Here is a 23,877-nt window from a genome sequence, read left to right as displayed (position 1 = left end):
GACGAGCACTTCGACCCGGTGGCCGACCACCCCGACGTGGCCGAGCTCGGCTACGAGCAGGCCCGCGACGAGCTGGCCTCGGTGGTCAAGCGGCTCGAAGCGGGCGGGTTGTCGCTGGAGGACTCGCTGGCGCTGTGGGAACGCGGCGAAGCGCTCGCGGCGGTCTGCGAGGGCCACCTCGCCGGGGCCCGGGAACGCGTCGAGCGCGCGCTGGCCGCCGTCGAGGACGACGACGAGGACGGGGAAACCGACGGCGACTGAGGTTCCCGGCCGCTCCCTACGGCCGGACCAGGGGCGCGGCGACGGCGGCCTCGGCGAGCGTGCGGAACTCCGCCTCGGTGCCGTTGCCGGTGATCAGCAGCCGGACGCCGGCCCGCTCGCCGACCCACGCCTGCTCGTCGCGCACGCTGCGGTAGACCACCCAGTCCAGCCCGGCGGCCCGCACGACGCCCTGCGCCGCGGGCTGCCGCCGGGTCTCGGCGGCGACCAGCTCCGCCTCGGCGGCGGTGGACTGGGCCAGCCGCAGGTAGTGCGCCTCGCCGGTCAACCAGCCGACCCGCACGACCTGGGCCTTGGACGCCAGCGTCGTCACGTTCGCCGAGTTCGCCCGCCATTCGGGCGGCAGCGCGGGATCCACGACCGGGAACCCGGCGCGATCGGCCGCCTGGTCGAGTTCGGCGGCCACGTCGACGGTCGGCACCGAGGCACCGTCCACCGAGGGCCCGCCGGGGCTGAACGACCACTGCGAGATGAGCCCGGCCGCACCGAGGGCGACCAGCACCATCGGCAGGATGGCGAACACCATCGCCGACGGGGTCCGCTTGCGGAGCTGTTCCGGTAGCTGGTTGCGCGGTTCGGCCACGACTCCCATGCTCTCACCAGCACCGGGAGAGCGGCGCGGGCGGCCGGGGTGCAGTGGGCTGCCCCACGTGGGACCGCCGAACGCACCGCCGGGATGCGAAGATCGGGCCGACGAGCCCGAGCGCGGACCCGCTCCGCCGGACTCGGGCGACGAGGCCCACTACCGGGAGGCGCGATGAGCACGTCCACCACCGACCAGCAGCACGAGGCGCCGGACCGCAACCTCGCGATGGAACTCGTCCGGGTGACCGAAGCGGCGGCGATGGCCGCCGGGCGCTGGGTCGGGCGCGGCGACAAGAACTCCGGCGACGGGGCCGCGGTGGACGCCATGCGCAGGCTGATCGGCAGCGTCTCGATGCGCGGCGTGGTGGTCATCGGCGAGGGCGAGAAGGACGAGGCGCCGATGCTCTACAACGGCGAGGAGGTGGGCAACGGCGAGGGTCCCGAGGTCGACGTGGCGGTGGACCCGATCGACGGGACCACGTTGCTGAGCAAGGGGATGCCGAACTCGCTGGCGGTGCTCGCGGTGGCCGAGCGGGGCACCATGTTCGACCCGTCCGCGGTGTTCTACATGGAGAAGATGGCCGTCGGCCCGGAGGCGGCGGGCAGCGTGGACCTCGACGCCCCGATCGCCGAGAACATCCGCCGGGTCGCCCGGGCCAAGCGGATCGACGTCTCGGACGTGACGGTGTGCATCCTGGACCGGCCGCGCCACGAGCGGATCGTCACCGAGGTGCGCGAGGCCGGCGCCCGGATCCAGTTCATCTCGGACGGCGACGTCGCGGGCGCCATCGCCGCGGCCCGCCCGAGCAGCGGCGTCGACATGCTGCTGGGCATCGGCGGCACCCCGGAAGGGATCATCACCGCCTGCGCGATGAAGTGCCTGGACGGCGAGATCCAGACCCGGCTGTGGCCGCGCGACGACGAGGAGCGCGCCCGGCTGCGCGAGGCGGGGCACGACCCGGCGCAGGTGCTCACCACCGGCGACCTGGTGCGCGGGGACAACGTCTTCTTCTGCGCCACCGGCATCACCGACGGCGCGCTGCTCAAGGGCGTGCACTACCGGGCGAACCGGTGCTCGACGCAGTCCATCGTGATGCGGTCGAAGTCGGGCACGGTCCGGGTGGTCGACGGCTCGCACCGGCTGGCCAAGCTGCGCGAGTACTCCGATGTGGACTTCGGCGAGCCGGACAGCCCCCGCCACGGCCTGCTCCCCTGACCCCACCGCCAGACTCCCGTCCAGGTGAGCTTTCGCCTGGTGAGGGGCACCTTCATCCGACATAGCCGGATGAAGGTGCCCCTCACTCCGCACCCATCCGGGTGCTGTTGCGCGGGGCGGACCGGGGCGGGGTCGCCGGGTTCGCGGGGGAATTCCGGGAAAAACCGGTGGCACGGCCGGAACGCCCCAGCGCGCTGGGGTTTTCCGCCCGGCGTGGTGCGCACCGCCTTCGTGCTCATGCTTTCGTGGGTACGCCTTTCGAGTGATCGCCGTTACCTTCCGTACCGGTCGGCCGTCGGAGCCGACCCACACGGAGGGAGTTCGACGTGCGGAAGCGATCGGTTCTGCTCGCGACGGCCGCGGCGGTCGGCGCGTTCGTCCTGCCCGGCCTCGCCGCCCCGGCGGTCGCGGCGCCCCCGCCCGAGGTGAGCCCGCTCATCGTCGGCGGCCACGACGCCACCGAGGAGTACTCGTTCGTGGTGTCGCTGCAGCAGCAGGGGCAGCACGCCTGCGGCGGCTCGCTCATCGCCGCGGACCGCGTGGTCACCGCCGCGCACTGCGTCGGCGGCTCCGGGTACACCGTCCGGGTCGGCAGCAACGACCACACCTCGGGCGGCGAAGAGGCCGGGGTCGCCTCGATCCGGACCCACCCGACCGGCGACATCGCCGTGCTGACCCTGGACCGCCCGGTGTCGGCCACCCCGATCCCGATCGCCGACGACTCCGGCGACCCCGGAACCGCGACCCGGATCATCGGCTGGGGCCAGACCTGCGCCGAGCCCGGCTGCGGTCCCGCCCCGCGCACGCTGCAGGAACTCGACACCCAGGTCGTCCCCGACGCCGACTGCCTCGGCATCGACGGGGCCAACGAGATCTGCACCGACAACCCCGGCGGCGACTCCGGCGCCTGCTACGGCGACTCCGGCGGCCCGCAGATCAAGGGCACCCCGGGGAACTGGGAGCTGATCGGCGCGACGAGCCGCGCGGGCAACGAGAACCCGACCTGCGCCACCGGTCCGTCGATCTACGCCGACGTCGTCGCCTACGCCGACTGGATCCGCACCGCCGCCTGACCCCCGGTCGTGTGGTGAGTGAGGGGCACCTTGTCCCACTTGGGCAAGGGGCCCCTCACTCACTTCGGGGTCCTTTCCGGATGCGGCGGAGCCGCATGCGGTGGGGCACGGACCGGCACCGCAGCCCGTGCTCGGACGTGACCGCTCAGCGGTGCCCTCGCGAGGACAGCGCCGACGCCACGGCGGGTACGTCAGGAGGCGATCGGCGCAGCGAGAAGGCCGCTGAGGTTCCGCTACCCCGCACCGCCACGCGGGCCATCGGCGCAAGCGGCCCCGAGGCGTCAGACGCCGAAGGCCGCCGGGTAGCGGATCGTGCCGGTCGGCACCGGGCGCGACGGGTCCAGGGCCAGCGCCATCAGGTTCTCCGCCGGCACCTCGAACCCGGCCCGGATGCCGAACCCGGCGGCCGGGGTGAACCCGAACCGCGGGTAGTAGTCGGCGTGCCCGAGGACGACGACGAGGTTCTCGCCGAGCTGCCGGGCGGCGTCCAGCGCCCCGCGGATCGCCGCCGACCCGGCACCCCGCCGCTGGTCCTCCGGCCGCACCGCGCACGGTGCGAGCGCCAGCGCGGGCGCCCCGCCGACCTGGCACCGGGTCAGCAGCGCGTGCCCGGCGATCCGGCCGTCGGCCGAGGTCGCCACCCAGGACAGCCCGGGGATCCAGGCGTCCGGATCGGCGCGCAGCGCGTCCACCAGGTCGGCCTCCGCCGCCCCGGGGAACGCGGTGAGGTTCACCGCCCGGACCCGCGGCCGGTCGGCGTCGACCTCTGCCCGCGCCGTCCACGGCGGACCGGGCCGCGGCGAGGTCGGGCGGAGCACGTACCCGGTGTAGCGGTAGTCCTCCGGGTGTTCGCGCCGGAGCCGGATCTCGGCGCTGGTGCGCGCCACCGCCTCCGGCATCCCGGGGCGGTCCAGGTCCGCGCTCCCGACCCGCTCGGCGAGCGGTCCGTAGTACTCGTCGAACCAGTCGCGGTCGGGCAGCGGCAGCACGGCTTCCACGTCGTAGCCCGCGGTCCGCGCCGCCGCGACCGTCCCGGCCGCGGTGCGCAGCCCGCCGTGCTGCGCCCAGAACTCCCGCGCCGCCGCCGAGGGCTCGGCGACGGCCCACTCCGCCTCGGTGACGACCAGCGCGCCGCCCGGGGCGAGCAGCCGGCGCCACTGCCGCAGGGCCTCGGCGAACCCGATCAGGTAAGCCGACCCCTCCGCCCACAGCAGGTCGAAGGAGGCGTCCGGGTGGGGCAGGTCCGCCATGCTGCGGCAGGTGGTGCGGACCGGCAGGCCGCGCGCCGCGGCGGCCTCGGCGAGCCGGTCGAGGAACGGCCGGTGCACGTCGAGGGCCAGCACGTCGGCCCCGGCGTCGGCGAGCACCAGCGACGCCCGGCCGGGCCGCAGCCGAGGTCGAGCGCGCGCGGGCGCGCCGGGATCGGTCCGGCCAGCTCCAGCAGCCGCCGGGTGGTCGCGTCGGAGCCGGGCCCCTGCCTGGGCAGGTCGCGGCCGAGCGCGAAGAGGGATTCGAGGACATCGTCGGTCATCGCTGAGGAGGTCACCCTTCGAGGTGAGGGCCCTGATCAGCCGAGGGGAGCACCGCGCGCGGCGGTGCCGGGTCAGACCAGGGCCGGGCAGGTGGGGACGAAACGGTCGCCGAGCACGGCGGCACTCCGCGCAGTCATCAGCCCACCTCCGCAGCACATCGCGCCCCGACGTGAGGCGCCCGGCCAGGCTAGCACCGGCGCCGCGGCCGGGTCGCGCGGTTTTTTCCCCGGGGACCTGCCGCCGGGTCAGCCCGCGTCGGAGGAGTGGCCGGGGAACAGGTGGGCGCCGGGGTCGAGCGCGACGGCGATGTTGTTCACCGCCGTGGCAGCCTCGCCGAACCCGGTCGCGATCAGCTTCACCTTCCCCGGGTAGGACGCCACGTCGCCCGCGGCGTACACGCCGGGACGGCCGGTGCGCATCGTGCTGTCCACCGGGATCGACCGCTTCGCCACGCCGAGGCCCCAGTCCTCGATCGGCCCGAGGTCGGCGGTGAAGCCGAGCGCGGCCACCACCGCCTGCGCGGGCAGCACCCGCCGCTGCTCGTCGACCTCGATCTCCACCTCCCGCACGCCGCGCTCGTCGCCGCGGACCTCGACGACCTTGGCGGGCGTGATCAACGGCACGCCCAAACCGGCCACTTCGGACACCAGCCCGGCGTGCGCCCGGAACCGCGAGCGCCGGTGCACCAGGGTCACGCTGCGCGCCACCGGGTGCAGGGCGACGGCCCAGTCGAACGCCGAGTCCCCGCCGCCGACCACCACCACGTCCTGACCGCTGTGGACGGACAGCTCCGGGATGAAGTGCACCACTCCCCGATCGAGCCATTCCGCGCCCGCGGGCAGCGGTCGCGGGGTGAACTCCCCGATCCCCGCGGTCACCAGGACCGCCCGGCAGCGCACCGATTCCGCCGCGCCGATCCCGACCCGGAAGCCGCCGTCCTGTTCGGACAGATCCGCCGCGGCGCGGCCGAGCAGGTAGTGCGGCTCGTAGCGCTCCGCCTGCTCCACCAGCCCGCCCACCAGGTCCCGGCCGCGCACGGCGGGGAATCCCGCGACGTCGAGGATCATCTTCTCCGGGTACATCGCGGTGATCTGCCCGCCGGGTTCGGGCAGCGCGTCGACGACGGCGACCGACATCCCCCGGAATCCCGCGTAGTAGGCGGCGAACAGCCCGGTCGGCCCGGCCCCCACGATCAGCAGGTCCACCTCGTGCGACGTCATCGTCCACCACCTCGTCTCGGCGCCCGTGGACGCATACCAGGCTAGTCGGGCGAACCGGCCGCGAATCGCCCGAACGCTGCGCCGGTTCACCCAGTCCGCCTCCGCAGACGGCGGTACCGGTCCCCGATGGGCGCTCCTACCGTCGCCGCAACGCAGTTCGGGGAGAGGGGATGCAGTGAGAACACGAGCCGCGATCGTCGGCGCCGCCGCGGCGCTGCTGCTCGGCGCGACCGCGACGACGGGGGCGGCCCAGGCCGCCGACGACCCGGGCGCGCTCATCGTCGGCGGCCACGACGCCACCGAGCAGTACGACTGGATGGCCTCCTTGCAGCGCTCCGGGCAGCACAGCTGCGGCGGCTCGCTGATCGACGAGCGCTGGGTGCTGACCGCCGCGCACTGCGTGGACGGAGCCGACCCGGCCGCGCTCGGCCTGCGCATCGGCAGCCCGGACCACACCACCGGCGGCACCGAGGCGGGGGTGGCCACCGTGGTCGTCCACCCGGACTACGCCACCGGCGCCCCGAGCGGCGACATCGCGCTGCTGGAGCTGGACCGGGCCGTGCCGAACGAGCCGATCGAGCTCGCCGAGACCTCGGGTGAGCCGGGCACCGCCTCGCGGATCATCGGCTGGGGCCTGACCTGCCCGGTGCGCGGTTGCGGGCAACCTCCGGTGCAGCTCCAGGAGCTCGACACCCAGGTGGTCCCGGACAGCATGTGCACGCTGGGCTTCGTCGACGGCGGCACCGAGATCTGCACCGGCGGCGGGCTGCTGGCCAACGCCTGCTTCGGCGACTCCGGCGGCCCGCAGTTGGAGGGCACTCCGGGCGACTGGCGGCTGACCGGCGTCACCAGCAGGCTCGGCAGCCTGGTCCCGGCCTGCGGCACGGCACCGTCAATCTACACCGACGCCACCGCCTACGCCGACTGGATCCAGCAGCACACGGGCTGACCCCGCGTCGACGCGGCCGCCCCGCTCCCCGCGAGCGGGGCGGCCGCGCGTCTTTTCGGATCCGGTGCCCGGGCAGCCGCGACGCCGGGCACCTGCATCGCCGAGCAGCTCCCGCAACCGCTGGGATTCCGCCACGCGGCAGCGGTCTTCATCGATCCAGCACCCGACGAGTGGGGCGGCCCATACTGACCCGCCCACCGCCGAAGCGGGACACTTCTGCCATGGCTGAACAGGACTACCGGATCGAACACGACACGATGGGCGAGGTCGAGGTGCCCGCCCACGCCCTTTACCGCGCGCAGACCCAACGGGCGGTGGAGAACTTCCCGATCTCCGGGCGCGGGCTGGAGCGGGCGCAGATCCGCGCGCTGGGCCTGCTCAAGGCCGCGACGGCTCGGGTCAACGGTCGGCTGGGCATCCTGGACGCCGACGTCGCCGAGGCCATCGCCGAAGCCGCCGACCAGGTCGCCCGGGGTGAGCACGACGAGCACTTCCCGATCGACGTCTTCCAGACCGGTTCGGGCACCTCGTCGAACATGAACGCCAACGAGGTCATCGCCACCCTGGCCACGCGCGGCCTCGGCCGCGACGTCCACCCCAACGACGACGTCAACGCCTCCCAGTCGTCCAACGACACCTTCCCGACCACGATCCACGTCGCGGCCACCGAGGCCGTGCTGGAGGACCTGGTCCCGGCGCTGGAGCACCTCGCGGACACCGTCGAGGCCCGCGCCGCCGAGTGGACCGAGGTGGTCAAGTCCGGCCGCACGCACCTGATGGACGCGGTGCCGATCACGCTGGCCCAGGAGGCCGGGGCGTGGGCGTCGCAGATCCGCTTCGGCGTCGAGCGGCTGCGCGGCGGCCTGGGCCGGCTCGGCGAGCTGCCGATCGGCGGCACCGCGGTCGGCTCCGGCCTCAACGCCCCCGAGGGCTTCGGCGCGGCGGTCGCCGAGGAGCTGGCGAAGGTCACCGGGCTGCCGCTGAGCGAGGCCCGCGACCACTTCGAGGCGCAGGCGGCGCAGGACTCGGTGGTGGAGACCTCCGGCAACCTGCGCACCGTGGCGGTCAGCCTGAGCAAGATCGCCAACGACGTGCGCTGGCTGGGCTCCGGTCCGCGCACCGGGCTGGCCGAGCTGGCGCTGCCGGACCTCCAGCCGGGTTCGTCGATCATGCCGGGCAAGGTCAACCCGGTGATCCCGGAGGCGACGCTGCAGGTCGTCGCCCAGGTGATCGGCAACGACGCGGCGGTGGCCTTCGCCGGGTCGCAGGGCAACTTCCAGCTCAACGTGATGCTGCCGGTGATCGCCCGCAACGTGCTGGAGTCGACCCGGCTGCTGGCCGCGGTGTCCCGCCAGCTGGCCGACAAGGTCTTCGCGGGCGTGCAGGTGAACGTCGACCGGGCGCGGGAGTACGCCGAGGGCTCCCCGTCGATCGTGACCCCGCTGAACCGCTACATCGGCTACGAGGAAGCCGCCGCGATCGCCAAGCAGGCCCTCAAGGAGCGCCGGACCATCCGCGAGGTGGTGCTGGAGCGCGGCCACGTCGAGCACGGCAAGCTCACCCTCGAACAGCTCGACGAGGCCCTCGACCTGCTCGGGATGGCCCGGGCGAAGTGACCGGCGCGGCGGTGACCGGCACGCCCGACCAGCACCCGTCCCGCTGGTCGTGATCGTGCGTGAGGGGCACCTTCGTCCGGCTCGCTCGGATGAAGGTGCCCCTCACTCGGCACCCCGCGGGTGCCGGTGGCCGGTCTCAGCGCTTGGGGCGGAGCGTCCAGCGCACCGTCATCTCGCCGGTGACCTGGTCCTGCTCGTCGCGGATCGTGCAGCGCACCGGGAACTCGGGGCGCTCGCCCGCGTCGAGCTCGGCGAGCACCGCCGCGGCCTCGCGCCCGAGCACCGCCTCGGCGGTCAGCGCGCCGAGCGCCAGCGCCCGGTAGTGCACCTCGGCGTCCACCACCAGCGGCGTGGTCCGGTCCAGCACCGCCGAGAAGGAGGCCAGCCCGACCGCGCCGGAGGCCGTCTCGGCGAGGCCGAACATCACCGCGGCGTGCGGTCCGCCGACGTGGTTGCGCTGCTCGGGCACGTCGGGCAGCGAGCACACCACCCGGTCGGCCTCGACCGAGACGAACTCGATCCCCGCCGTGGCCACCCACGGCACCAACTGCTTCATCCCGTCGGCCACCCAGCCGAATTCCGCGTCCACGCGACACAGGTTACTCGTCGGTAACCGGCGGTTCGGAGGTGGGATCGCCCACCATGGGGACATGGTGCCGCTCGCCGCCGTCGTCGAGGTCTCCGCCGAGGTCACCGGGACGCGTTCCCGCACCGCCAAGACCGCGGCGCTGGCCGCCCTGCTCGCCCGGCTCGACGAGGCCGAGGTCGCCCCCGCCACCGCGATGCTCTCCGGGGAACTGCCCGGCGGCCGGGCCGGGGTCGGCTGGTCGACGCTCGCCGCCTTGGACGTCGCACCCGCCGAACGGCCCGCGCTCGGCATCACCGAGGTCACCGAGGCCGTCGACGAGGTCCGCCGCATCGCGGGCAGCGGGGCCGGGCGCAGGCGGCAGGCCGCGCTCACCGCGCTGCTGGCCCGCGCCACCCCCGCCGAGCAGGACTTCCTGATCCGGCTGCTGGGCGGCGAGCTGCGCCAGGGCGCGCTGGAGGGCGTCATGGTCGAGGCCATCGCCCGCGCCGCCGAGGTCCGCACCGAGTCCGTGCGCCGCGCCTTCATGCTCTCCGGACGGCTCCCGGACACCGCCCGCGCCGCGCTGCACGGCGGCGAGGCCGCGCTGTCCGGCTTCCACCTCGAACTCGGCCGCCCGATCCGCCCGATGCTGGCCTCCCCCGCCGGAACGCTGGACCAGGCGCTCGCCGAGCTCGGTGCCGCCACCGTGGAGCACAAGCTCGACGGCGCCCGGATCCAGGTGCACCGCGACGGCGACGAGGTCCGCGTCTACACCCGCGCGCTGCGCGACATCACCGCGGGAACCCCGGAGCTCGTCGAACTGGTGCGCGCGATGGACTGCCGCCGGGTGGTGCTCGACGGCGAGGCGCTGGCGCTCGACGACCGGGGCCGCCCGCGCCCGTTCCAGGCGCGCGAGCCGAGTCCGCTGCACCCGTACTTCTTCGACTGCCTGCACCTCGACGGCGAGGACCTGCTGGACCGGCCGCTGCGGGACCGGCTGGCCGCGCTCGACCGGGTCGCCGCCGGGCACCGCGTCCCCGCCGAGCCGGAGCCGACCCCGGAGCGCGCCGCCGCCCTGTTCGACGACGCGCTGGCCGCCGGGAACGAAGGGCTCGTGGTCAAGTCGCTGGACTCGGTCTACGCCGCCGGGCGGCGCGGCCGGTCGTGGCGCAAGGTCAAACCCGAGCACACCCTGGACCTCATCGTGCTGGCCGCCGAGTGGGGCAGCGGGCGGCGGCGCGGCTGGCTGTCCAACCTGCACCTGGGCGCCCGCGACCCCGACGGCGGCCCGCCGGTCATGGTGGGCAAGACGTTCAAGGGCCTCACCGACGAGCTCCTGATCTGGCAGACCGAGGAGTTCCAGCGCCGCGCCACCGCCCGGGAACCGTGGGGCGTGCGGCTGGACGCCGGTCCGGTCGTGGAGATCGAGCTGGACGGCGTGCAGACCAGCACGCGCTACCCGGGCGGCGTCGCGCTGCGCTTCGCCCGGGTGCTGCGGTACCGCCCGGACAAGGACCCGGCCGACGCCGACCTCATCGAGGCGGTGCGCGCCCTGCTCCCCGGCGGGTGAGACCCTGGGGCCATGAGCAGCAACGAGTTCGACGAGGTCCCCTCGGTCAACATCGGTTCGGGCGGCATCGACCCGAGGGACTTCCAGGCCGGGGCGCACCCGGTCGAGCGGGAGCACTACGTCGCCGTGCTGCTGCTGGAATCCGCCGCGGAGGCCGCCGACTACCGCCCGCTCTACGAGGAGTCCTTCGTGCTGCTCAAGGCGGAGTCCGAGGAGGAGGCGCGGGAGAAGGCCACCGAGGCGGGCAAGCAGCAGGAGACCAGCTACCACAACGAGCACCAGGAGCTGATCACCTGGCGGCTCAAGCAGGTCGTGGAGGTCAAGCCGCTGGAGGACGCCACCTTCGACGACGGCAGCGAGCTCTACAGCCGGTTCTTCCGCAACTACGACGCGTACCGGAGCTTCGAGCCGCTGCTCTCCGACGACATCTGACGCACGCACGCCCCGCCTCACCCGAAGGGCTGCCGCCCGCGCGGAGCTGGGAGCGCCTCGCCGGAACCCGTAGGGTGGGATGACGTGCGGTTCTTGAACGGGCAGCAGCCCACCACAGACCTGACCTACGACGACGTCTTCCTCGCCCCCCGGCGCTCCGGCGTCGAGTCGCGCTTCGACGTCGACCTCGCCACCAGCGACGGCAGCGGCACGACCCTGCCGATCGTGGTCGCGAACATGACGGCGGTGGCCGGGCGGCGGATGGCCGAGACCGTCGCGCGCCGGGGCGGCCTGGTGGTCCTGCCGCAGGACGTCGACCCGCAGGCGGTCGGCGAGATCGTCTCCTGGGTCAAGCAGCGCCACCCCGTGTGGGACACCCCGCTGGTGGTGCACGCCGACGCCGCGGTCGCCGACGTGCTCAACCTGCTCCCCAAGCGCGCCCACGGCGCCGTGGTCGTGGTCGACGACGCGTCCCGGCCGGTGGGCGTCGTCGACGAGCACGCCTGCACCGGGGTGGACCGGTTCGCCCGGGTCGGCGAGGTCGCCGACCGGCATCCGGTGGTGCTGCCGCTGGAGACCGAACCGCGCCAGGTGTTCGAGCAGCTCGACAAGCAGGCCCGGCCGGTGGCGCTGGCGGTCGACTCCGACGGTGCGCTGGCCGGGATCATGACCGCCCGGGCCGCGCTGCGCGCCGAGATCTACTCCCCCGCCCTGGACGACCGGGGCGCGCTGCGGGTCGCCGCCGCCGTCGGCGTCAACGGCGACGTGGCGGCCAAGGCCTCGGCGCTGCTGGAATCCGGGGTGGACGCCCTCGTGGTGGACACCGCGCACGGCCACCAGGACAAGATGGTGGCGGCGCTGGGCGCGGTGCGGTCGGTCTCGCCGTCGGTGCCGGTGGTGGCGGGCAACGTGGTCACCGCCGAGGGCGTCCGCGACCTGGTCGAGGCCGGGGCCGACGTGATCAAGGTCGGCGTCGGCCCGGGCGCGATGTGCACGACGCGGATGATGACCGGCGTCGGGCGCCCCCAGTTCTCCGCCGTCGCCGAGTGCGCCGCCGAGGCGCGCCGGCTCGGCAAGCACGTGTGGGCCGACGGCGGCGTGCGCCACCCGCGCGACGTGGCGCTGGCCCTGGCCGCCGGCGCCTCGTCGGTGATGGTCGGCTCCTGGTTCGCCGGGACCTACGAGTCCCCCGGCGACCTGCAGCGCGACGAGCACGGCCGGGCCTACAAGGAGTCCTTCGGGATGGCCTCCAAGCGCGCCGTGTCGGCCCGGACCCGCACCGATGGCGCGTTCGACCGGGCCCGCAAGGCGCTGTTCGAGGAGGGCATCTCCAGCTCGCGGATGCAGTTGGACCCGCGCTTCCCCGGCGTCGAGGACCTGCTGGACCAGATCACCTCCGGGCTGCGTTCGGCCTGCACCTACGCGGGCGCCCGCACCCTGGAGGAGTTCCACGAACGCGCGACGGTCGGCATCCAGTCCGCGGCGGGCTTCGCCGAGGGCCGCCCGCTCCCGACCGGCTGGTGAGGCACCCGCCCCTCACCCGGAAGTGACCCAGGTGAGGGGCACCCTTGTCCCGGTTAGGGGTCCTTTCAGAATGCGGCGGAGCCGCATGCGGTGAGGCACGCAACCGGCACCGCGGCGGGTTCTCAGCGGTCTTCTCGCGAGGACAGCGCCGACGCCGTGTACGTCGTTGGTACATCAGGAGGCGATCCCGGAGCGAGAAGATCGCTGAGGTTCCGCCACCCGCACCGCCACGCAGATCATTCTGAAAGCGGTCCTTACTCGGACAAGGGTGCCCCTCACCTCGAAAAACACCACCCGAACGGTTCAGCCTCGACGACCCCGGGTGGTTCAGGCGAGCGGCGAAGTCGCTTCCGCCCCGCCCTCGCCGCGGGTGCTCAGCGAGCTTCTCGCGAGGACCGCTCCGACGTGGTGAACCGGCCTGATGTCGGAGATCCCGCAGCGAGAAGCCCGGTGAGGTTCCGCCACCGGCACCGCCCCGCCGCGGGACCACCGCACATCCCTACGCGATGAAGTCGCCTTCGAGCAGTTCGGTCACCAGCGCCGCGATCGGCGAGCGCTCCGAGCGGGTGAGCGTGACGTGGGCGAACAGCGGGTGCCCCTTGAGCTTCTCGATCACCGCCGCGACCCCGTCGTGCCTGCCCACCCGGAGGTTGTCGCGCTGGGCGACGTCGTGGGTGAGCACCACGCGGGAGTTCGCGCCGAGCCGGGACAGCACGGTGAGCAGGACGTTGCGCTCCAGCGACTGCGCCTCGTCGACGATCACGTAGGAGTCGTGCAGCGAACGGCCCCGGATGTGGGTCAGCGGGAGCACCTCGAGCATCCCCCGGTCCATCACCTCGTCGAGGACGTTCTCGCTGCACATGGCACCGAGGGTGTCGAAGACCGCCTGCGCCCAGGGCTGCATCTTCTCGTTCTCGGTGCCGGGGAGGTAGCCGAGCTCCTGACCGCCGACCGCGTAGACCGGCCGGAACACCACGACCTTGCGGTGCTGCTGGCGTTCGAGCACCGCCTCCAGCCCCGCGCACAGCGCGAGCGCCGATTTGCCGGTGCCCGCCCGGCCGCCGAGCGAGATGATCCCGACCTCGGGGTCCAGCAGCAGGTCCAGCGCGATCCGCTGCTCCGCCGAGCGCCCGTGCAGGCCGAACGCCTCCCGGTCGCCGCGCACCAGCCGCACCTGCTTGTCCGCGGTGACCCGGCCGAGCGCGCTCTGCGTTCCGGCCAGCAGCCGGACGCCGGTGTTGGCGGGCAGTTCGCGGGCCTCGTCGAGATCCGCGACGCCGTCCTTGAACAGCACGTCGACCGAGCCCGGCGGCACGTCGACGTCGGCCATCCCGGTCCAGCCGGAGGACACCACGTCCTGCGCCCGGTACTCCTCCGCGTCCAGCGCCACCGCGGCCGCCTTGACCCGCAGCGGCATGTCCTTGGTGACCAGGGTGACCCGGTGGCCGTCGGCGGACAGGTTCAGCGCGCAGGCCAGGATGCGGGCGTCGTTGGAGTCGGCGCGGAAGCCCGGCGGTAGGACCTGCTGGTCGGAGTGGTTGAGCTCGACCTGCAGGCTGCCGCCCTCGGCCGCCACCGGGACCGGGGTGTCCAGCCGCCCGTGGCGGAGTCTGAGGTCGTCGAGCGCGCGGAGGGCCTCGCGGGCGAACCACCCGAGTTCGGGGTGGTGGCGCTTGGCCTCGAGTTCACCGACCACCACCACGGGGAGCACCACGCGGTGCTCGGCGAAACGGGTCATCGCCCACGGATCGGACAGCAGCACCGAGGTGTCGAGGACGTACGTGCGGACCTCGGTCTCAGCACCAGCGACGGCAGCGGCCTCCGGGTGAACGGGGTCCGCGTGCGGCTGGGAACGTCGTGCGGTCACGGCTACTCCCTCGCGGGCGTGGCGAGCACACCCGCTCGTCGGCGGGCCGGGCCTGCCCCGCCGCGCCCGGGCCGGACCGGAGTCCGCCGGGGGCGACGTGAGGGCCGCGCACCGGCCCCCCGCGACCACGGTGGACGTTCTGGCGTCCGCTCCGGCCAACAGCCACGGTCAGGGCCTCCCCGGACGGGCCGCTTACGGAACTGGACGACCCGTCACCGCGCACGCTACCTGCGTGATCGGCGGGAGGCAGACGACCACACAGGTGATTCAGCGGATCGTCGCTCGCGCGTCACCTCGTGGCGCTCCCGCCCTGATCAGGGACTTGCCGCGGCGGTGCGGACCGGTCCGGGCGGCCGCCGGGAGGAACAGCGGAGCAGGTCAGCGGGGTGTGCCCGGGCGGGAGCCGACGCACCGCCGAGAAGCACGAGCGGTGATCAAACGGTCGACCGAACGAGTGATTCTCCCGCACGAAAGAATGGTCCGCCGATCACGGTGGAGAAAATCGCGTCCGACCGGAAGTTCATCCGTCGGCCGGGTTCGGCGGACCGCCGAACGGCAATTCCGGAAACAGCGCCACGACCCGCTCTTTTTGCCGTCGCAACGAAATCCGACCGGTCTCATCGAATATTACACACAATGGTGTTACTGAGCTGTCTTCTCGTTGGTCTTCTTCGCTATGTTTTCGCCCGGGTGCTTCCCTCAGCGAACCCTTGGTGTTCTCACCGAGCGGCGATCGCACTCAATCTCCGTCCCAAGAACAAGGAGTTACTCACGTGCTGAAGAAGGCCGCCATCCTCACCGGCGCCACCGCCGGCCTGCTCGCCCTGGCCCCGATGGCCCACGCCGACAGCGCGGGCAACGACGGCATCAACGCGCTGAACGACAACAACGTCAACGTGCTGCCGATCAACGCCTGCGGCAACAACGTCGCGGCGCTCATCGGCGTCATCGTGCCGATCGCCTCGCCGCAGGCCTCCGACTGCAACAACGCGGCGATCGTGGACCACCCGCACGTCGACTGACCTGGTTCGGTCGCACTGCGGACCACCGCCTCATCGAGGTGGTACCGCGCAGCGGGGCGCCGGTTCGGTCCGGCGCCCCATCGCGCGCACAGTCGCGCGCACAGCGGGAGCGCTGAGTTTTCCCGGTCGCCTTTTCGATCCCGCGACCGGCAATGATGTGATCGCCGATCACACGACAGTGGTAATCGCTGCGGCGAACCGGCGTGGCGGCGGTGGCGCATCGACCCTTTCGCGGTCGAATGCCCGCCACCGCGAGCCTTCCCTCGACGCGCCGGACGAGGACGCCGCGGCAATCGAAGGAGGAACCGGAATGCTGAAGAAGGCCGCGATCGTCGGTGGCGCCGCCGCCGGCATGCTCGCGCTCGCCCCGATGGCCCACGCCGACAGCGCGGGCAACGACGGCATCAACATCCTGAACGACCTCAACATCAACGCGGTGCCGATCAACCTGTGCGGCAACAACGTCGCGATCCTGGGCGTCATCGTGCCGGTCGCCTCGCCGCAGACCAGCGACTGCAACAACGCGCCGATCGTGGACCACCCGCACGTGGACAAGTGATCTGCTGATCCAGCGCGGGGGCCGGACCGATCGTGGTCCGGCCCCCGCGCTGCCGTCCGCGCTACCCGCCGAAGCGCCGGTGCCGCACCGCGTAGTCGCGGAGCGCGCGCAGGAAGTCGACCTGCCGGAACGCGGGCCAGTACGCCTCGCAGAACCAGAACTCCGAGTGCGCCGACTGCCACAGCATGAAACCGGACAGCCGTTGCTCCCCGGAGGTGCGGATCATCAGGTCGGGGTCCGGCTGACCCGAGGTGTAGAGGTGTTCGGCGATGTGGTCGACGGTGAGCACCTCGGCGAGCTCCTCGATGGTCGTGCCCGCCTCTGCGTGCCGCTGGAGCAGCTTGCGGACCGCGTCGGCGATCTCCCGCCGACCGCCGTACCCGACCGCCACGTTGACCTGCATCCCGCCGCGGCCCTCGGTGCGCAGCGCGGCGGCCGACAACCGGGCGGCGGTCTCGGTGGGAAGCAGGTCCAGCGCACCCACGATGCGCACCCGCCACGGCTTGGCCGGCCCGGTCAGCTCGTCGACCACCCCGCTGATGATCTCCAGCAGCGCCTTGAGCTCGTCGCTGCTGCGGCTGAGGTTGTCGGTGGACAGCAGCCACAGCGTGACGACTTCGACGTTGGCCTGCTCGCACCAGCCGAGCATCTCGGCGATCTTGCGGGCGCCCGCGCGGTGCCCGTAGGCCGCCTCCAGACCGGCTTCCTTGGCCCATCTGCGGTTGCCGTCGAGGATGACCCCGACGTGGCGCGGGTGCTGCAAGCCGTCGAGCTTGCGGCGCAGCCGCCGCTCGTAGATGTCGAGGATGAACTCCCGGAGCCGAACCTTGAGCGTCACGCTCGACGAGAGTACGCCGACCTGCTCGGGCGGCGAATTCCTCCCTGGCCCAACCGGTTACGACGAAGGTCACCCGCGCCCCGACCTACGGTCCCGTAACCTCGGGGTGTGACTAGCGCCCTGTCGGCCCGCCGCGCCACCGCCTTCGTCAAGCCGAGGATGCGCGGGTGGATCCACCTGTGGTCCCTCGTCGTCTCCGTGATCGCGGGCGCCACGCTGATCGCGCTGGCCGCCGCGACCGTGTCGGGCGAAGCGGCGCTCGGCACCTCGATCTACGTGGCCACCGTGCTCGGCCTGTTCGGCGTGAGCGCCCTGTACCACCGCAAGACGTGGAACACCCTCGGCGCCCGGACCTGGATGCGCCGGCTCGACCACTCGATGATCTTCCTGTTCATCGCGGGCACCTACACCCCGCTGGCCATGCTCTCGATGCAGCCGACGACCGGTGCGCTGGTCCTGGCGGTGGTCTGGGGCGGCGCCCTCGGCGGTGTGGTGCTCAAGCTCGCCTGGCCCAACGCACCCCGCTGGGTGGGCGTGCCCGTCTACATCGCGCTCGGCTGGGTCGCCGTGTTCGTGCTGCCCGACCTCCTGCACAACGCCGGGGTCGCGGTCCTGGTGCTGCTGCTGGTCGGCGGCGTGCTCTACACCGCGGGCGCGGTGTTCTACGCCACCCGCTGGCCGGACCCCTGGCCGAAGACCTTCGGCTACCACGAGTTCTTCCACTCGACGGTCTCGCTCGCCGCGTTGTGCCACCACATCGCCATCTGGCTCGCGCTCTACGCCTGAGCGCCGCGCACCCGACCGAGTGAGGGGCACCTGCATCCGACATGGCCGGATGCAGGTGCCCCTCGCTCAGGTGCTGAACGGGTGCGGCCGACTCAGGTCTCCGCCGGGCGGCGGAGGGCGCTGACCAGCTCGTCGACGTCGGTGACCGGGCGGTCGCACACGTAGCCCCGGCAGACGTAGGCGGCGGCGCTGCCGTCGACCAGCGGCCGGTCGGCCAGCAGCGGGACGCCCGGCGCCTCCGGGTCGGCGGCCAGCACCACGGCACCGCCCGGGGCGTCCCGGTGCGCGGCGGCCAGCAGGTCGGCGCGGTGCGAGTCGCCCGCGGGTCCGGCGATGGCGATCTGCAGCGGGCCGTGCTCGCGGGCTTCGGCGGCGGCCATCCAGTGCCCGGCGAAGCGCGGCGCGCGCTGGGCGATCAGCCCGGCCCGGGACAACGCCTGTTCGGCGGCCTCGCGGTAGCGGTGCGCCGCGTGCGGTCCGGCCAGCGCGGCGGCCGCGATCAGCGCCGAGGTGACCGCCGAGGCGCCGGACGGGCTGGCGTTGTCGGTCGGGTCGGAGGGCCTGCGCACCAGCGCCTCGGCGTCGGAGGCGGTGTCGTGGAAGCCGCCGGGCGCCTCGGCGTCGGCGAACAGCTCCAGCGCGGTGTCCAGCAGCCCGCAGGCGGCGTCGAGCCAGCGCGGGGCGCCGGTCGCCTGGTGCAGGGCGAGCAGTCCCTCCGCGAGGCAGCCGTAGTCGTCCAGCACGCCGGCCGCGGTGCCGACCACCCCGAGCCGGGAGGTGCGGCGCAACCGGCCGTCCACCAGGTGCAGGTCGAGCAGCAGCTCGGCGGTGCGCTCGGCGGCGGCGAGCCACTCCGGCTCGTCGAGCGCGGCGGCGGCCTCGACCAGCGCGACGATCGCCAGACCGTTCCACGCGGTGACGACCTTGTCGTCCACGCCGGGCTGCGGGCGGCGCACCCGCGCGTCGAGCAGCGCCTCCCGGACCCGCTGGAAGCGCGCCGGGTCGTCCGGGTCGCGGACCAGCCGCAGCGTCGAACTGCCCTGCTCGAAGGTGCCGGCCTCGGTGACGCCGAACACCTGGGCGGCCCAGTCGGCGTCTTCGGCCCCGAGCACCTCGCGGAGCTGGCCGGGGGTCCAGACGTAGGTCAGCCCCTCGACGCCTTCGGTGTCGGCGTCCAACGAAGCGGCGAACCCGCCTTCCGGGGTCCGCAGGTCGGTGAGCAGGAACCCGGCGGTCTCGCGGGCGACCCGCTGGGCCAGGGCCGGTTCGGCGCTCACCCGGCCCAGGTGGGCGTAGGCGCGCAGCAGCAGCGCGTTGTCGTAGAGCATCTTCTCGAAGTGCGGCACCACCCACGCCGCGTCGACGCTGTACCGCGCGAACCCGCCGGCGAGCTGGTCGTAGATGCCGCCCCGGGCCATCGCGACGCAGCACCCCTCGGCGAGCTCCAGCGCGGTGCGGCCGCTGCCCGGCGCGGCGGTGCGCTCGTGGTGCCGCAGCAGGAACTCCAGCACCATCGACGGCGGGAACTTGGGGGCGTCGCCGAACCCGCCGCGCTCGGTGTCGAACTCGGCGTGCAACCGGGACACCGCATCGGCCAGCACCGGGTGGTCCAGGGTGGACTCGGGCAGCTGCGGGCGCTGCTCGGCGAGGTGGCCCACCACCTTCGCGGCGGCGTCGCGGACCTCGTCGCCGCGCTCGGCCCAGGCGTCCCGCGCGGCCGCGAGGAGCTGCTGGAACGACGGCATCCCCTGCATCGGCCGGACCGGGAAGTAGGTGCCGCAGTGGAACGGCGCGCCGTCCGGGGTGAGGATGCAGGTCATCGGCCACCCCGCCTGCCCGGTCATGGCCTGGGTGGCCTCCAGGTAGACGGCGTCGATGTCCGGGCGCTCCTCCCGGTCGACCTTGATGTTGACGAAGCCCTCGTTCATCATCCGGGCCGTCTCCGGGTCCTCGAACGACTCGTGGGCCATCACGTGGCACCAGTGGCACGCCGCGTAGCCGACCGACAGCAGGACGGGGACATCGCGCCGTCGCGCCTCCTCGAACGCCTCCGGGCACCACGGCCACCAGTCGACCGGGTTGTCGGCGTGCTGGAGGAGGTACGGGCTCGTCGCGTCAGCCAGCCGGTTCGCCATGCCCCCAGTCTGGCACCGCGGCGGCGCCGCCTCGACCGCTACGGCCGCCGACCGGGTCCTTCGGGGCGGCTACGAGACCGCTTCGAGCGGGAGGTCGCTGCCGCGCCAGGCGGCTGCCAGGTCCTGCACCGGCAGGTCGAGCGCCTCGCCGAGGCGGACGATCGTGCCGAAACCGGGAGCGGGCAGCCGCCCGGTCTCGATCTTGCGCAGGGTTTCCGGCGAGACGCCGGCCGCGTGCGCGACCTCCGCCAGGTCGCGTCCCGCTCGCGCGCGGCGCAGCAGGGCGCCGAGACGCCTGCCTGCTTCGATCTGCTCGGGGGTGAGCGGTTGGCGGACCATGCCCCCAGCGTAGAGCTGGTATTACTATACCGGCAAGTGCTAGAGTGCCGGTATAGTAATACCACCACTCAGGACGCGAGGTATTCGTGATCGAGCTGAAGACGCCGGCGGAAATCCAGCGCATGCACGTGGCCGGGCGGTTCGTCGCCGAAGTGCTCACCGAGGTCGGCAGGCTCGCCGACGTCGGGGTCAACCTCCTGGAGCTGGAGCACCACGTGCGCGGCATGATCGAACGGCGCGGGGCCGAGTCCTGCTACTGGGACTACTCCCCGTCCTTCGGTAAGGGACCGTTCCGCAACGTCATCTGCCTCTCGGTCAACGACGCCGTCCTGCACGGCCTGCCGCACGACTACGCGCTGCGCGACGGCGACGTGCTCAGCGCGGACATCGCGGTGAGCATCGACGGCTGGGTGGCCGACTCGGCGCGCACGGTCGTCGTCGGCACCGCCGCCGAGGAGGACCTGCGGATCGTCCGCGCCACCGAGGAAGCGCTGGAGGCGGCGATCGAGGCGGCCCGCCCGGGCAACCGGCTGGGTGACATCTCGGCGGCGATCTGGGCGGTGGCCTGCGACTACGGCTACCCGGTCAACACCGAGTTCGGCGGCCACGGCATCGGCCGCACCATGCACGAGGAGCTCCACGTCTCCAACAAGGGCCGACCGGGCCGCGGGCTGGCGCTGCGACCGGGCCTGACCCTCGCGCTCGAGCCCTGGTTCGCCCGCACGACCGACCGGATCACCTACGACGCCGACGGCTGGACCATCCGGTCGGCCGACGGCTCGCGCACCGCCCACTCCGAGCACACCGTCGCCATCACCGAGGACGGCCCCCTGGTGCTCACCCGGCGCGAGTCGGAGGACCCCGCGACGAGGAGCGCCGGTCGGCTCGCCGCGCAGGACGCCTAGCGCGCGCCGCGGCGGCGGCTGTCGACCAGCCCGCCGCCGCGGTGCTCGAACGGGTGAACTAGGACTTGGCCGGACCGTCGCCCGCGGAATCGCCCGGCGGGCCGCTCTCGGCCTTGGCGAGCTCCTCGGCTTCTTCCGCCTCGCGGGCGGCCCGCTCGGCCTCCGCGCGCTTGACCCGGGCCGGGGCCGCTTCCGCGGCCTTGTCCTGGTCGAAGGCGACCGGAAGCTTCTTGAGGTGCTTGGTCATCGACCGGACCAGGAGGACCACGGCGATCCCGAAGACCACCAGCAGCAGCAGACCGACCGGCGAGGACTTGCCGAAGTCCTGCCCCTGCCCGCCGGTGTCCTCGGACGGCCCGAGGTACTGGGCGACGAAGTACGTGACCTCACCGGTGCTCATGCGCACACCTTCTCATCCACCCCGGAGAACAGGTCGTCCTCGGGCATCGTGGTGTCGACCAGCGAGCGGACCAGCTCGTAGTCCTCGGTCGGCCAGAGATCGCGCTGGATGTCCAGCGGCACCGCGAACCAGCGGCTGTTCGGGTCGATCTGGGTGGCGTGCGCCCGCAGCGCGTCGTCGCGCTGGTCGAAGTACTCGCCGCACGGCACCCGCGTGGTGACCCGGTCGTCCGGGTCGGGCCGCGACTCGTCCCACCGGCCCAGCCACTCGGCGAACGGCGACTCCATGCCGCGCTCCACCAGCGCGTCGTGGAAGAGCTTGAACCGCTGCCGCGAGAAGCCGTGCGAGTAGTACAGCTTCAGCGGCTGCCACGGCTCGCCCGCGTCCTGGTAGAGCTCCGGATCGCCCGCGGCGTCGAACGCCGCCATCGAGACCTCGTGGCACCGGATGTGATCCGGGTGCGGGTACCCGCCGTTCTCGTCGTAGGTGATCACCACGTGCGGCTTGAACTCGCGCATCACCGCGACCAGTTCGCGGGTGGGCAGCTCCACCGGCACCGTCGCGAAGCAGCCCTCCGGCAGCGGGGGCAGCGGATCCCCCTCCGGCAGGCCGGAGTCGACGAAGCCCAGCCACCGGTGCTGGACGCCGAGGATCCGGGCCGCCTCGGCCATTTCGGCCCGCCGGATCTCCGGCATGTCGGCCAGCACGTCCGGCCGGTCCATCGCCGGGTTGAGGATGCTGCCCGCTTCACCGCCCGTGCAGGTGACCACCATCACGTCGTGGCCCTCGGCCACGTACCGGGCGGTGGTCGCGGCCCCCTTGCTGGACTCGTCATCCGGATGCGCGTGCACCGTCATCAGACGCAGCTTGTCCGCCATCGCGCGGTCGTCCTTCCCGCTTGCAGCATCTTCTCGACTCGGATCGGCCCCCGCGTGCGGGCCGCAAGACTCCCCGGGGATACTCAACGTGGATGTCGGGTCCGATTGTTCCCCACGCCCCATTGTGGCTCCGGGTCCGACGTCCTCGGCGCCAGCCCCCGCGTCGGCGGACCGGTCGAGGCGAGGGCGTGCCGGAGTTCACACCAGCACGGGACATCGTCGGAAGGCTGTCGAGCCGGTGACGCACCAGCCATTACCCGAGGGCCGGTACGGCTCGCGCGCTCGAGCGCGAACGCCGCGGCCGGGACTGCGGTGGCTGTTCGGCGCACTCGCCGCGGTCGTCCTCGTCGGCGCCTCGGTGATCGGCTACCAGAACCTCGGCAGCGCACCCGTCGAGGGCGAGCACGTGGCCTACGACATCGTCGACGACCGGCACGTGCGGATCACCCTGGAAGTGCGCCGCGACGAGCCGCAGCGGCCGGCGGCGTGCGTCGTCCGGGCCCGCGAGAAGTCCGGCGCCGAAGTGGGCCGCGGCGAGGTCTTCATCCCGCCGGCCGACGGGACCGTCCGCCACGACGTGGTGCTCCGCACCTCGGCCCCTCCAGGCACCGGGGAGGTGTACGGCTGCACATACAAGGTTCCTGAATATTTGTCCACTCCCTCGCGGCCGATTGGGTGAAGACTGCCTTACCACGCCGGGCATCGAGGAAATTCCGGGCCCGGACGTGGTGATTCGTGTTATCGTCGATGCCAGCACGGCCCCGGGCGGGCCGTGTTTTTCCGTTCCCAGCCGTCGCTGCGCGCGAGGAACGCTGTTGGCCCGCGGTAGGCGCGGAGCCTCCGTCGACGAGGAGTGGTGACCGTGAGCGAGACCCAGGTGACCTGGCTGACCCAGGATGCTTTCGAGCGGCTCAAGACTGAGCTGGACGAGCTCGTGGCCAACCGCCCGGTGATCGCCGCGAAGATCAACGACGCCCGCGAGGAAGGCGATCTGCGGGAGAACGGCGGGTACCACGCCGCGCGCGAGGAGCAGGCCCAGATCGAGGGCCGCATCCGCCAGCTCCAGGAGCTGCTGCGGACCGCGCAGGTCGGCGACGTGCCCACCGAGTCCGGCGTCGCCATGCCCGGTTCGGTGCTGACCGTCCGCTACGACGACGAGGACGACACCGAGAAGTTCCTGCTCGCCAACCGCGAGGAAGGCGCGCACGGCGACATCGAGGTCTACTCGCCGGAGTCCCCGCTGGGCAAGGCCCTGCTCGACGCCAAGGAAGGCGAGACCAGGGAGTACGAGCTGCCGAACGGGGGGACCATGAAGGTCACCCTCGTCAAGGCCGAGCCTTTCAGTATGTGATTTTGTTCCGCTCGCTTTGCGACGCGGTGCGGGTGGCGGAACCTCAGCTGCCTTCTCGCTCCGGGCGCCCTTCTTGATGTATTCCAATACACGGCATCAGGGCGTCCTCGCGAGAAGACAGCTGAGAACCCGCGGCGGTGCCAGCTGCGTGCGTGGGGCAAAGCGGAAGCGGCTCGCGCCGCTTGCCTGACCGGGGTTCCGTTCGGCGCGTGCGTGGGCTGGAAGCGGCTTTC

General features: G+C 73.0%; 24 protein-coding genes. 14 read left to right on the top strand and 10 right to left on the bottom strand.

Annotation, left to right across the window (positions count from 1 at the left end; genetic code table 11):
- Window positions 1-18 precede the first annotated feature (18 nt).
- Complete coding sequence (locus tag ACQP0T_RS04370) at window positions 19-261, top strand: exodeoxyribonuclease VII small subunit (protein ID WP_433873590.1); 243 nt, start codon at window positions 19-21, stop codon at window positions 259-261.
- Between the two features lie 16 nt (window positions 262-277).
- Here ACQP0T_RS04370 and ACQP0T_RS04365 read toward each other — a convergent pair whose 3' ends face one another.
- Window positions 278-871 carry a DUF4245 domain-containing protein gene (locus tag ACQP0T_RS04365; RefSeq protein WP_433871418.1) on the bottom strand — a complete coding sequence of 198 codons (594 nt, stop codon included), beginning with the start codon at window positions 869-871 and terminating at the stop codon, window positions 278-280.
- Between the two features lie 165 nt (window positions 872-1,036).
- Between ACQP0T_RS04365 and glpX the strand changes: the two genes are divergently transcribed.
- Both glpX and ACQP0T_RS04355 read left to right on the top strand, forming a co-directional pair.
- Window positions 1,037-2,080: a class II fructose-bisphosphatase gene (gene glpX / locus ACQP0T_RS04360; protein ID WP_433871417.1), complete on the top strand. Its 1,044-nt coding sequence runs from the start codon at window positions 1,037-1,039 to the stop codon at window positions 2,078-2,080.
- Between the two features lie 326 nt (window positions 2,081-2,406).
- Window positions 2,407-3,153, top strand: a complete 747-nt coding sequence (locus ACQP0T_RS04355) for a S1 family peptidase (RefSeq protein ID WP_433871416.1) — start codon at window positions 2,407-2,409, stop codon at window positions 3,151-3,153.
- Window positions 3,154-3,434: 281 nt separating this feature from the next.
- On the opposite strand, the gene ACQP0T_RS04350 is transcribed toward ACQP0T_RS04355, so the two are convergent.
- Together ACQP0T_RS04350 and ACQP0T_RS04345 are read right to left on the bottom strand one after the other, a co-directional pair.
- Window positions 3,435-4,520 (bottom strand): GNAT family N-acetyltransferase, encoded by a 1,086-nt coding sequence (locus ACQP0T_RS04350; RefSeq protein ID WP_433871415.1) that lies wholly within the window; start codon window positions 4,518-4,520, stop codon window positions 3,435-3,437.
- Window positions 4,521-4,930: 410 nt separating this feature from the next.
- Window positions 4,931-5,905 carry an NAD(P)/FAD-dependent oxidoreductase gene (locus tag ACQP0T_RS04345; RefSeq protein WP_433871414.1) on the bottom strand — a complete coding sequence of 325 codons (975 nt, stop codon included), beginning with the start codon at window positions 5,903-5,905 and terminating at the stop codon, window positions 4,931-4,933.
- Between the two features lie 175 nt (window positions 5,906-6,080).
- On the opposite strand from ACQP0T_RS04345, the gene ACQP0T_RS04340 reads away from it, so the two are divergent.
- Both ACQP0T_RS04340 and ACQP0T_RS04335 read left to right on the top strand, forming a co-directional pair.
- Complete coding sequence (locus tag ACQP0T_RS04340) at window positions 6,081-6,854, top strand: S1 family peptidase (RefSeq protein WP_433871413.1); 774 nt, start codon at window positions 6,081-6,083, stop codon at window positions 6,852-6,854.
- Window positions 6,855-7,075: 221 nt separating this feature from the next.
- Window positions 7,076-8,470 carry a class II fumarate hydratase gene (locus ACQP0T_RS04335; RefSeq protein WP_433871412.1) on the top strand — a complete coding sequence of 465 codons (1,395 nt, stop codon included), beginning with the start codon at window positions 7,076-7,078 and terminating at the stop codon, window positions 8,468-8,470.
- 136 nt (window positions 8,471-8,606) lie between these two features.
- Here ACQP0T_RS04335 and ACQP0T_RS04330 read toward each other — a convergent pair whose 3' ends face one another.
- A complete protein-coding gene (locus ACQP0T_RS04330; RefSeq protein ID WP_433871411.1) occupies window positions 8,607-9,059 on the bottom strand; it encodes a DUF4442 domain-containing protein in 453 nt (150 codons plus the stop codon).
- A 61-nt stretch (window positions 9,060-9,120) separates the two neighbouring features.
- Here ACQP0T_RS04330 and ACQP0T_RS04325 point away from each other — a divergent pair, with 61 nt between their 5' ends.
- From ACQP0T_RS04325 to ACQP0T_RS04315, 3 genes are all read left to right on the top strand, one after another.
- A complete protein-coding gene (locus ACQP0T_RS04325) occupies window positions 9,121-10,608 on the top strand; it encodes an ATP-dependent DNA ligase (protein ID WP_433871410.1) in 1,488 nt (495 codons plus the stop codon).
- 12 nt (window positions 10,609-10,620) lie between these two features.
- Window positions 10,621-11,040: a DUF4288 domain-containing protein gene (locus ACQP0T_RS04320; RefSeq protein WP_345356106.1), complete on the top strand. Its 420-nt coding sequence runs from the start codon at window positions 10,621-10,623 to the stop codon at window positions 11,038-11,040.
- 84 nt (window positions 11,041-11,124) lie between these two features.
- Window positions 11,125-12,564 (top strand): GuaB1 family IMP dehydrogenase-related protein, encoded by a 1,440-nt coding sequence (locus ACQP0T_RS04315; protein WP_433871409.1) that lies wholly within the window; start codon window positions 11,125-11,127, stop codon window positions 12,562-12,564.
- A gap of 499 nt (window positions 12,565-13,063) precedes the next feature.
- Here the strand turns inward: ACQP0T_RS04315 and ACQP0T_RS04310 are convergent, their stop codons facing one another.
- Complete coding sequence (locus ACQP0T_RS04310; RefSeq protein WP_433873588.1) at window positions 13,064-14,302, bottom strand: PhoH family protein; 1,239 nt, start codon at window positions 14,300-14,302, stop codon at window positions 13,064-13,066.
- Between the two features lie 902 nt (window positions 14,303-15,204).
- On the opposite strand from ACQP0T_RS04310, the gene ACQP0T_RS04305 reads away from it, so the two are divergent.
- Together ACQP0T_RS04305 and ACQP0T_RS04300 are read left to right on the top strand one after the other, a co-directional pair.
- The gene (locus ACQP0T_RS04305) at window positions 15,205-15,453 is read left to right on the top strand and encodes a hypothetical protein (RefSeq protein WP_433871408.1); all 249 of its coding nucleotides are present in this window, start codon (window positions 15,205-15,207) and stop codon (window positions 15,451-15,453) included.
- Between the two features lie 310 nt (window positions 15,454-15,763).
- Window positions 15,764-16,012 (top strand): hypothetical protein, encoded by a 249-nt coding sequence (locus ACQP0T_RS04300; protein WP_433871407.1) that lies wholly within the window; start codon window positions 15,764-15,766, stop codon window positions 16,010-16,012.
- 61 nt (window positions 16,013-16,073) lie between these two features.
- On the opposite strand, the gene ACQP0T_RS04295 is transcribed toward ACQP0T_RS04300, so the two are convergent.
- Window positions 16,074-16,850 carry an isoprenyl transferase gene (locus ACQP0T_RS04295; protein WP_433871406.1) on the bottom strand — a complete coding sequence of 259 codons (777 nt, stop codon included), beginning with the start codon at window positions 16,848-16,850 and terminating at the stop codon, window positions 16,074-16,076.
- A gap of 108 nt (window positions 16,851-16,958) precedes the next feature.
- On the opposite strand from ACQP0T_RS04295, the gene trhA reads away from it, so the two are divergent.
- Window positions 16,959-17,636: a PAQR family membrane homeostasis protein TrhA gene (gene trhA / locus ACQP0T_RS04290; RefSeq protein ID WP_369774539.1), complete on the top strand. Its 678-nt coding sequence runs from the start codon at window positions 16,959-16,961 to the stop codon at window positions 17,634-17,636.
- 92 nt (window positions 17,637-17,728) lie between these two features.
- On the opposite strand, the gene ACQP0T_RS04285 is transcribed toward trhA, so the two are convergent.
- Together ACQP0T_RS04285 and ACQP0T_RS04280 are read right to left on the bottom strand one after the other, a co-directional pair.
- On the bottom strand, window positions 17,729-19,771 hold the full coding sequence (locus ACQP0T_RS04285) for a thioredoxin domain-containing protein (RefSeq protein ID WP_433871405.1): 2,043 nt from the start codon (window positions 19,769-19,771) through the stop codon (window positions 17,729-17,731).
- 69 nt (window positions 19,772-19,840) lie between these two features.
- Window positions 19,841-20,110: a helix-turn-helix transcriptional regulator gene (locus ACQP0T_RS04280; protein ID WP_345356089.1), complete on the bottom strand. Its 270-nt coding sequence runs from the start codon at window positions 20,108-20,110 to the stop codon at window positions 19,841-19,843.
- 86 nt (window positions 20,111-20,196) lie between these two features.
- Between ACQP0T_RS04280 and map the strand changes: the two genes are divergently transcribed.
- Window positions 20,197-21,015 carry a type I methionyl aminopeptidase gene (gene map, locus ACQP0T_RS04275; protein ID WP_433871404.1) on the top strand — a complete coding sequence of 273 codons (819 nt, stop codon included), beginning with the start codon at window positions 20,197-20,199 and terminating at the stop codon, window positions 21,013-21,015.
- Between the two features lie 58 nt (window positions 21,016-21,073).
- Here map and ACQP0T_RS04270 read toward each other — a convergent pair whose 3' ends face one another.
- Together ACQP0T_RS04270 and mca are read right to left on the bottom strand one after the other, a co-directional pair.
- Window positions 21,074-21,415 (bottom strand): hypothetical protein, encoded by a 342-nt coding sequence (locus ACQP0T_RS04270; protein WP_433871403.1) that lies wholly within the window; start codon window positions 21,413-21,415, stop codon window positions 21,074-21,076.
- Entirely contained in the window at window positions 21,412-22,293 is an 882-nt protein-coding gene (gene mca, locus ACQP0T_RS04265) for a mycothiol conjugate amidase Mca (protein WP_345356080.1), read from the bottom strand. The genes ACQP0T_RS04270 and mca overlap by 4 nt, the downstream gene beginning before the upstream one ends.
- A gap of 238 nt (window positions 22,294-22,531) precedes the next feature.
- On the opposite strand from mca, the gene ACQP0T_RS04260 reads away from it, so the two are divergent.
- Window positions 22,532-22,972: a DUF4307 domain-containing protein gene (locus ACQP0T_RS04260; RefSeq protein ID WP_345356077.1), complete on the top strand. Its 441-nt coding sequence runs from the start codon at window positions 22,532-22,534 to the stop codon at window positions 22,970-22,972.
- A 183-nt stretch (window positions 22,973-23,155) separates the two neighbouring features.
- Complete coding sequence (gene greA / locus ACQP0T_RS04255; protein WP_433871402.1) at window positions 23,156-23,644, top strand: transcription elongation factor GreA; 489 nt, start codon at window positions 23,156-23,158, stop codon at window positions 23,642-23,644.
- The last annotated feature ends 233 nt before the right edge of the window (window positions 23,645-23,877 follow it).

This window comes from Saccharopolyspora sp. CA-218241 (assembly GCF_050954615.1).
Classification (GTDB): domain Bacteria; phylum Actinomycetota; class Actinomycetes; order Mycobacteriales; family Pseudonocardiaceae; genus Saccharopolyspora; species Saccharopolyspora cebuensis.
Note: the sequence above shows the minus strand (reverse complement) of the source record. Positions and strands in the feature narration are given on the sequence as shown.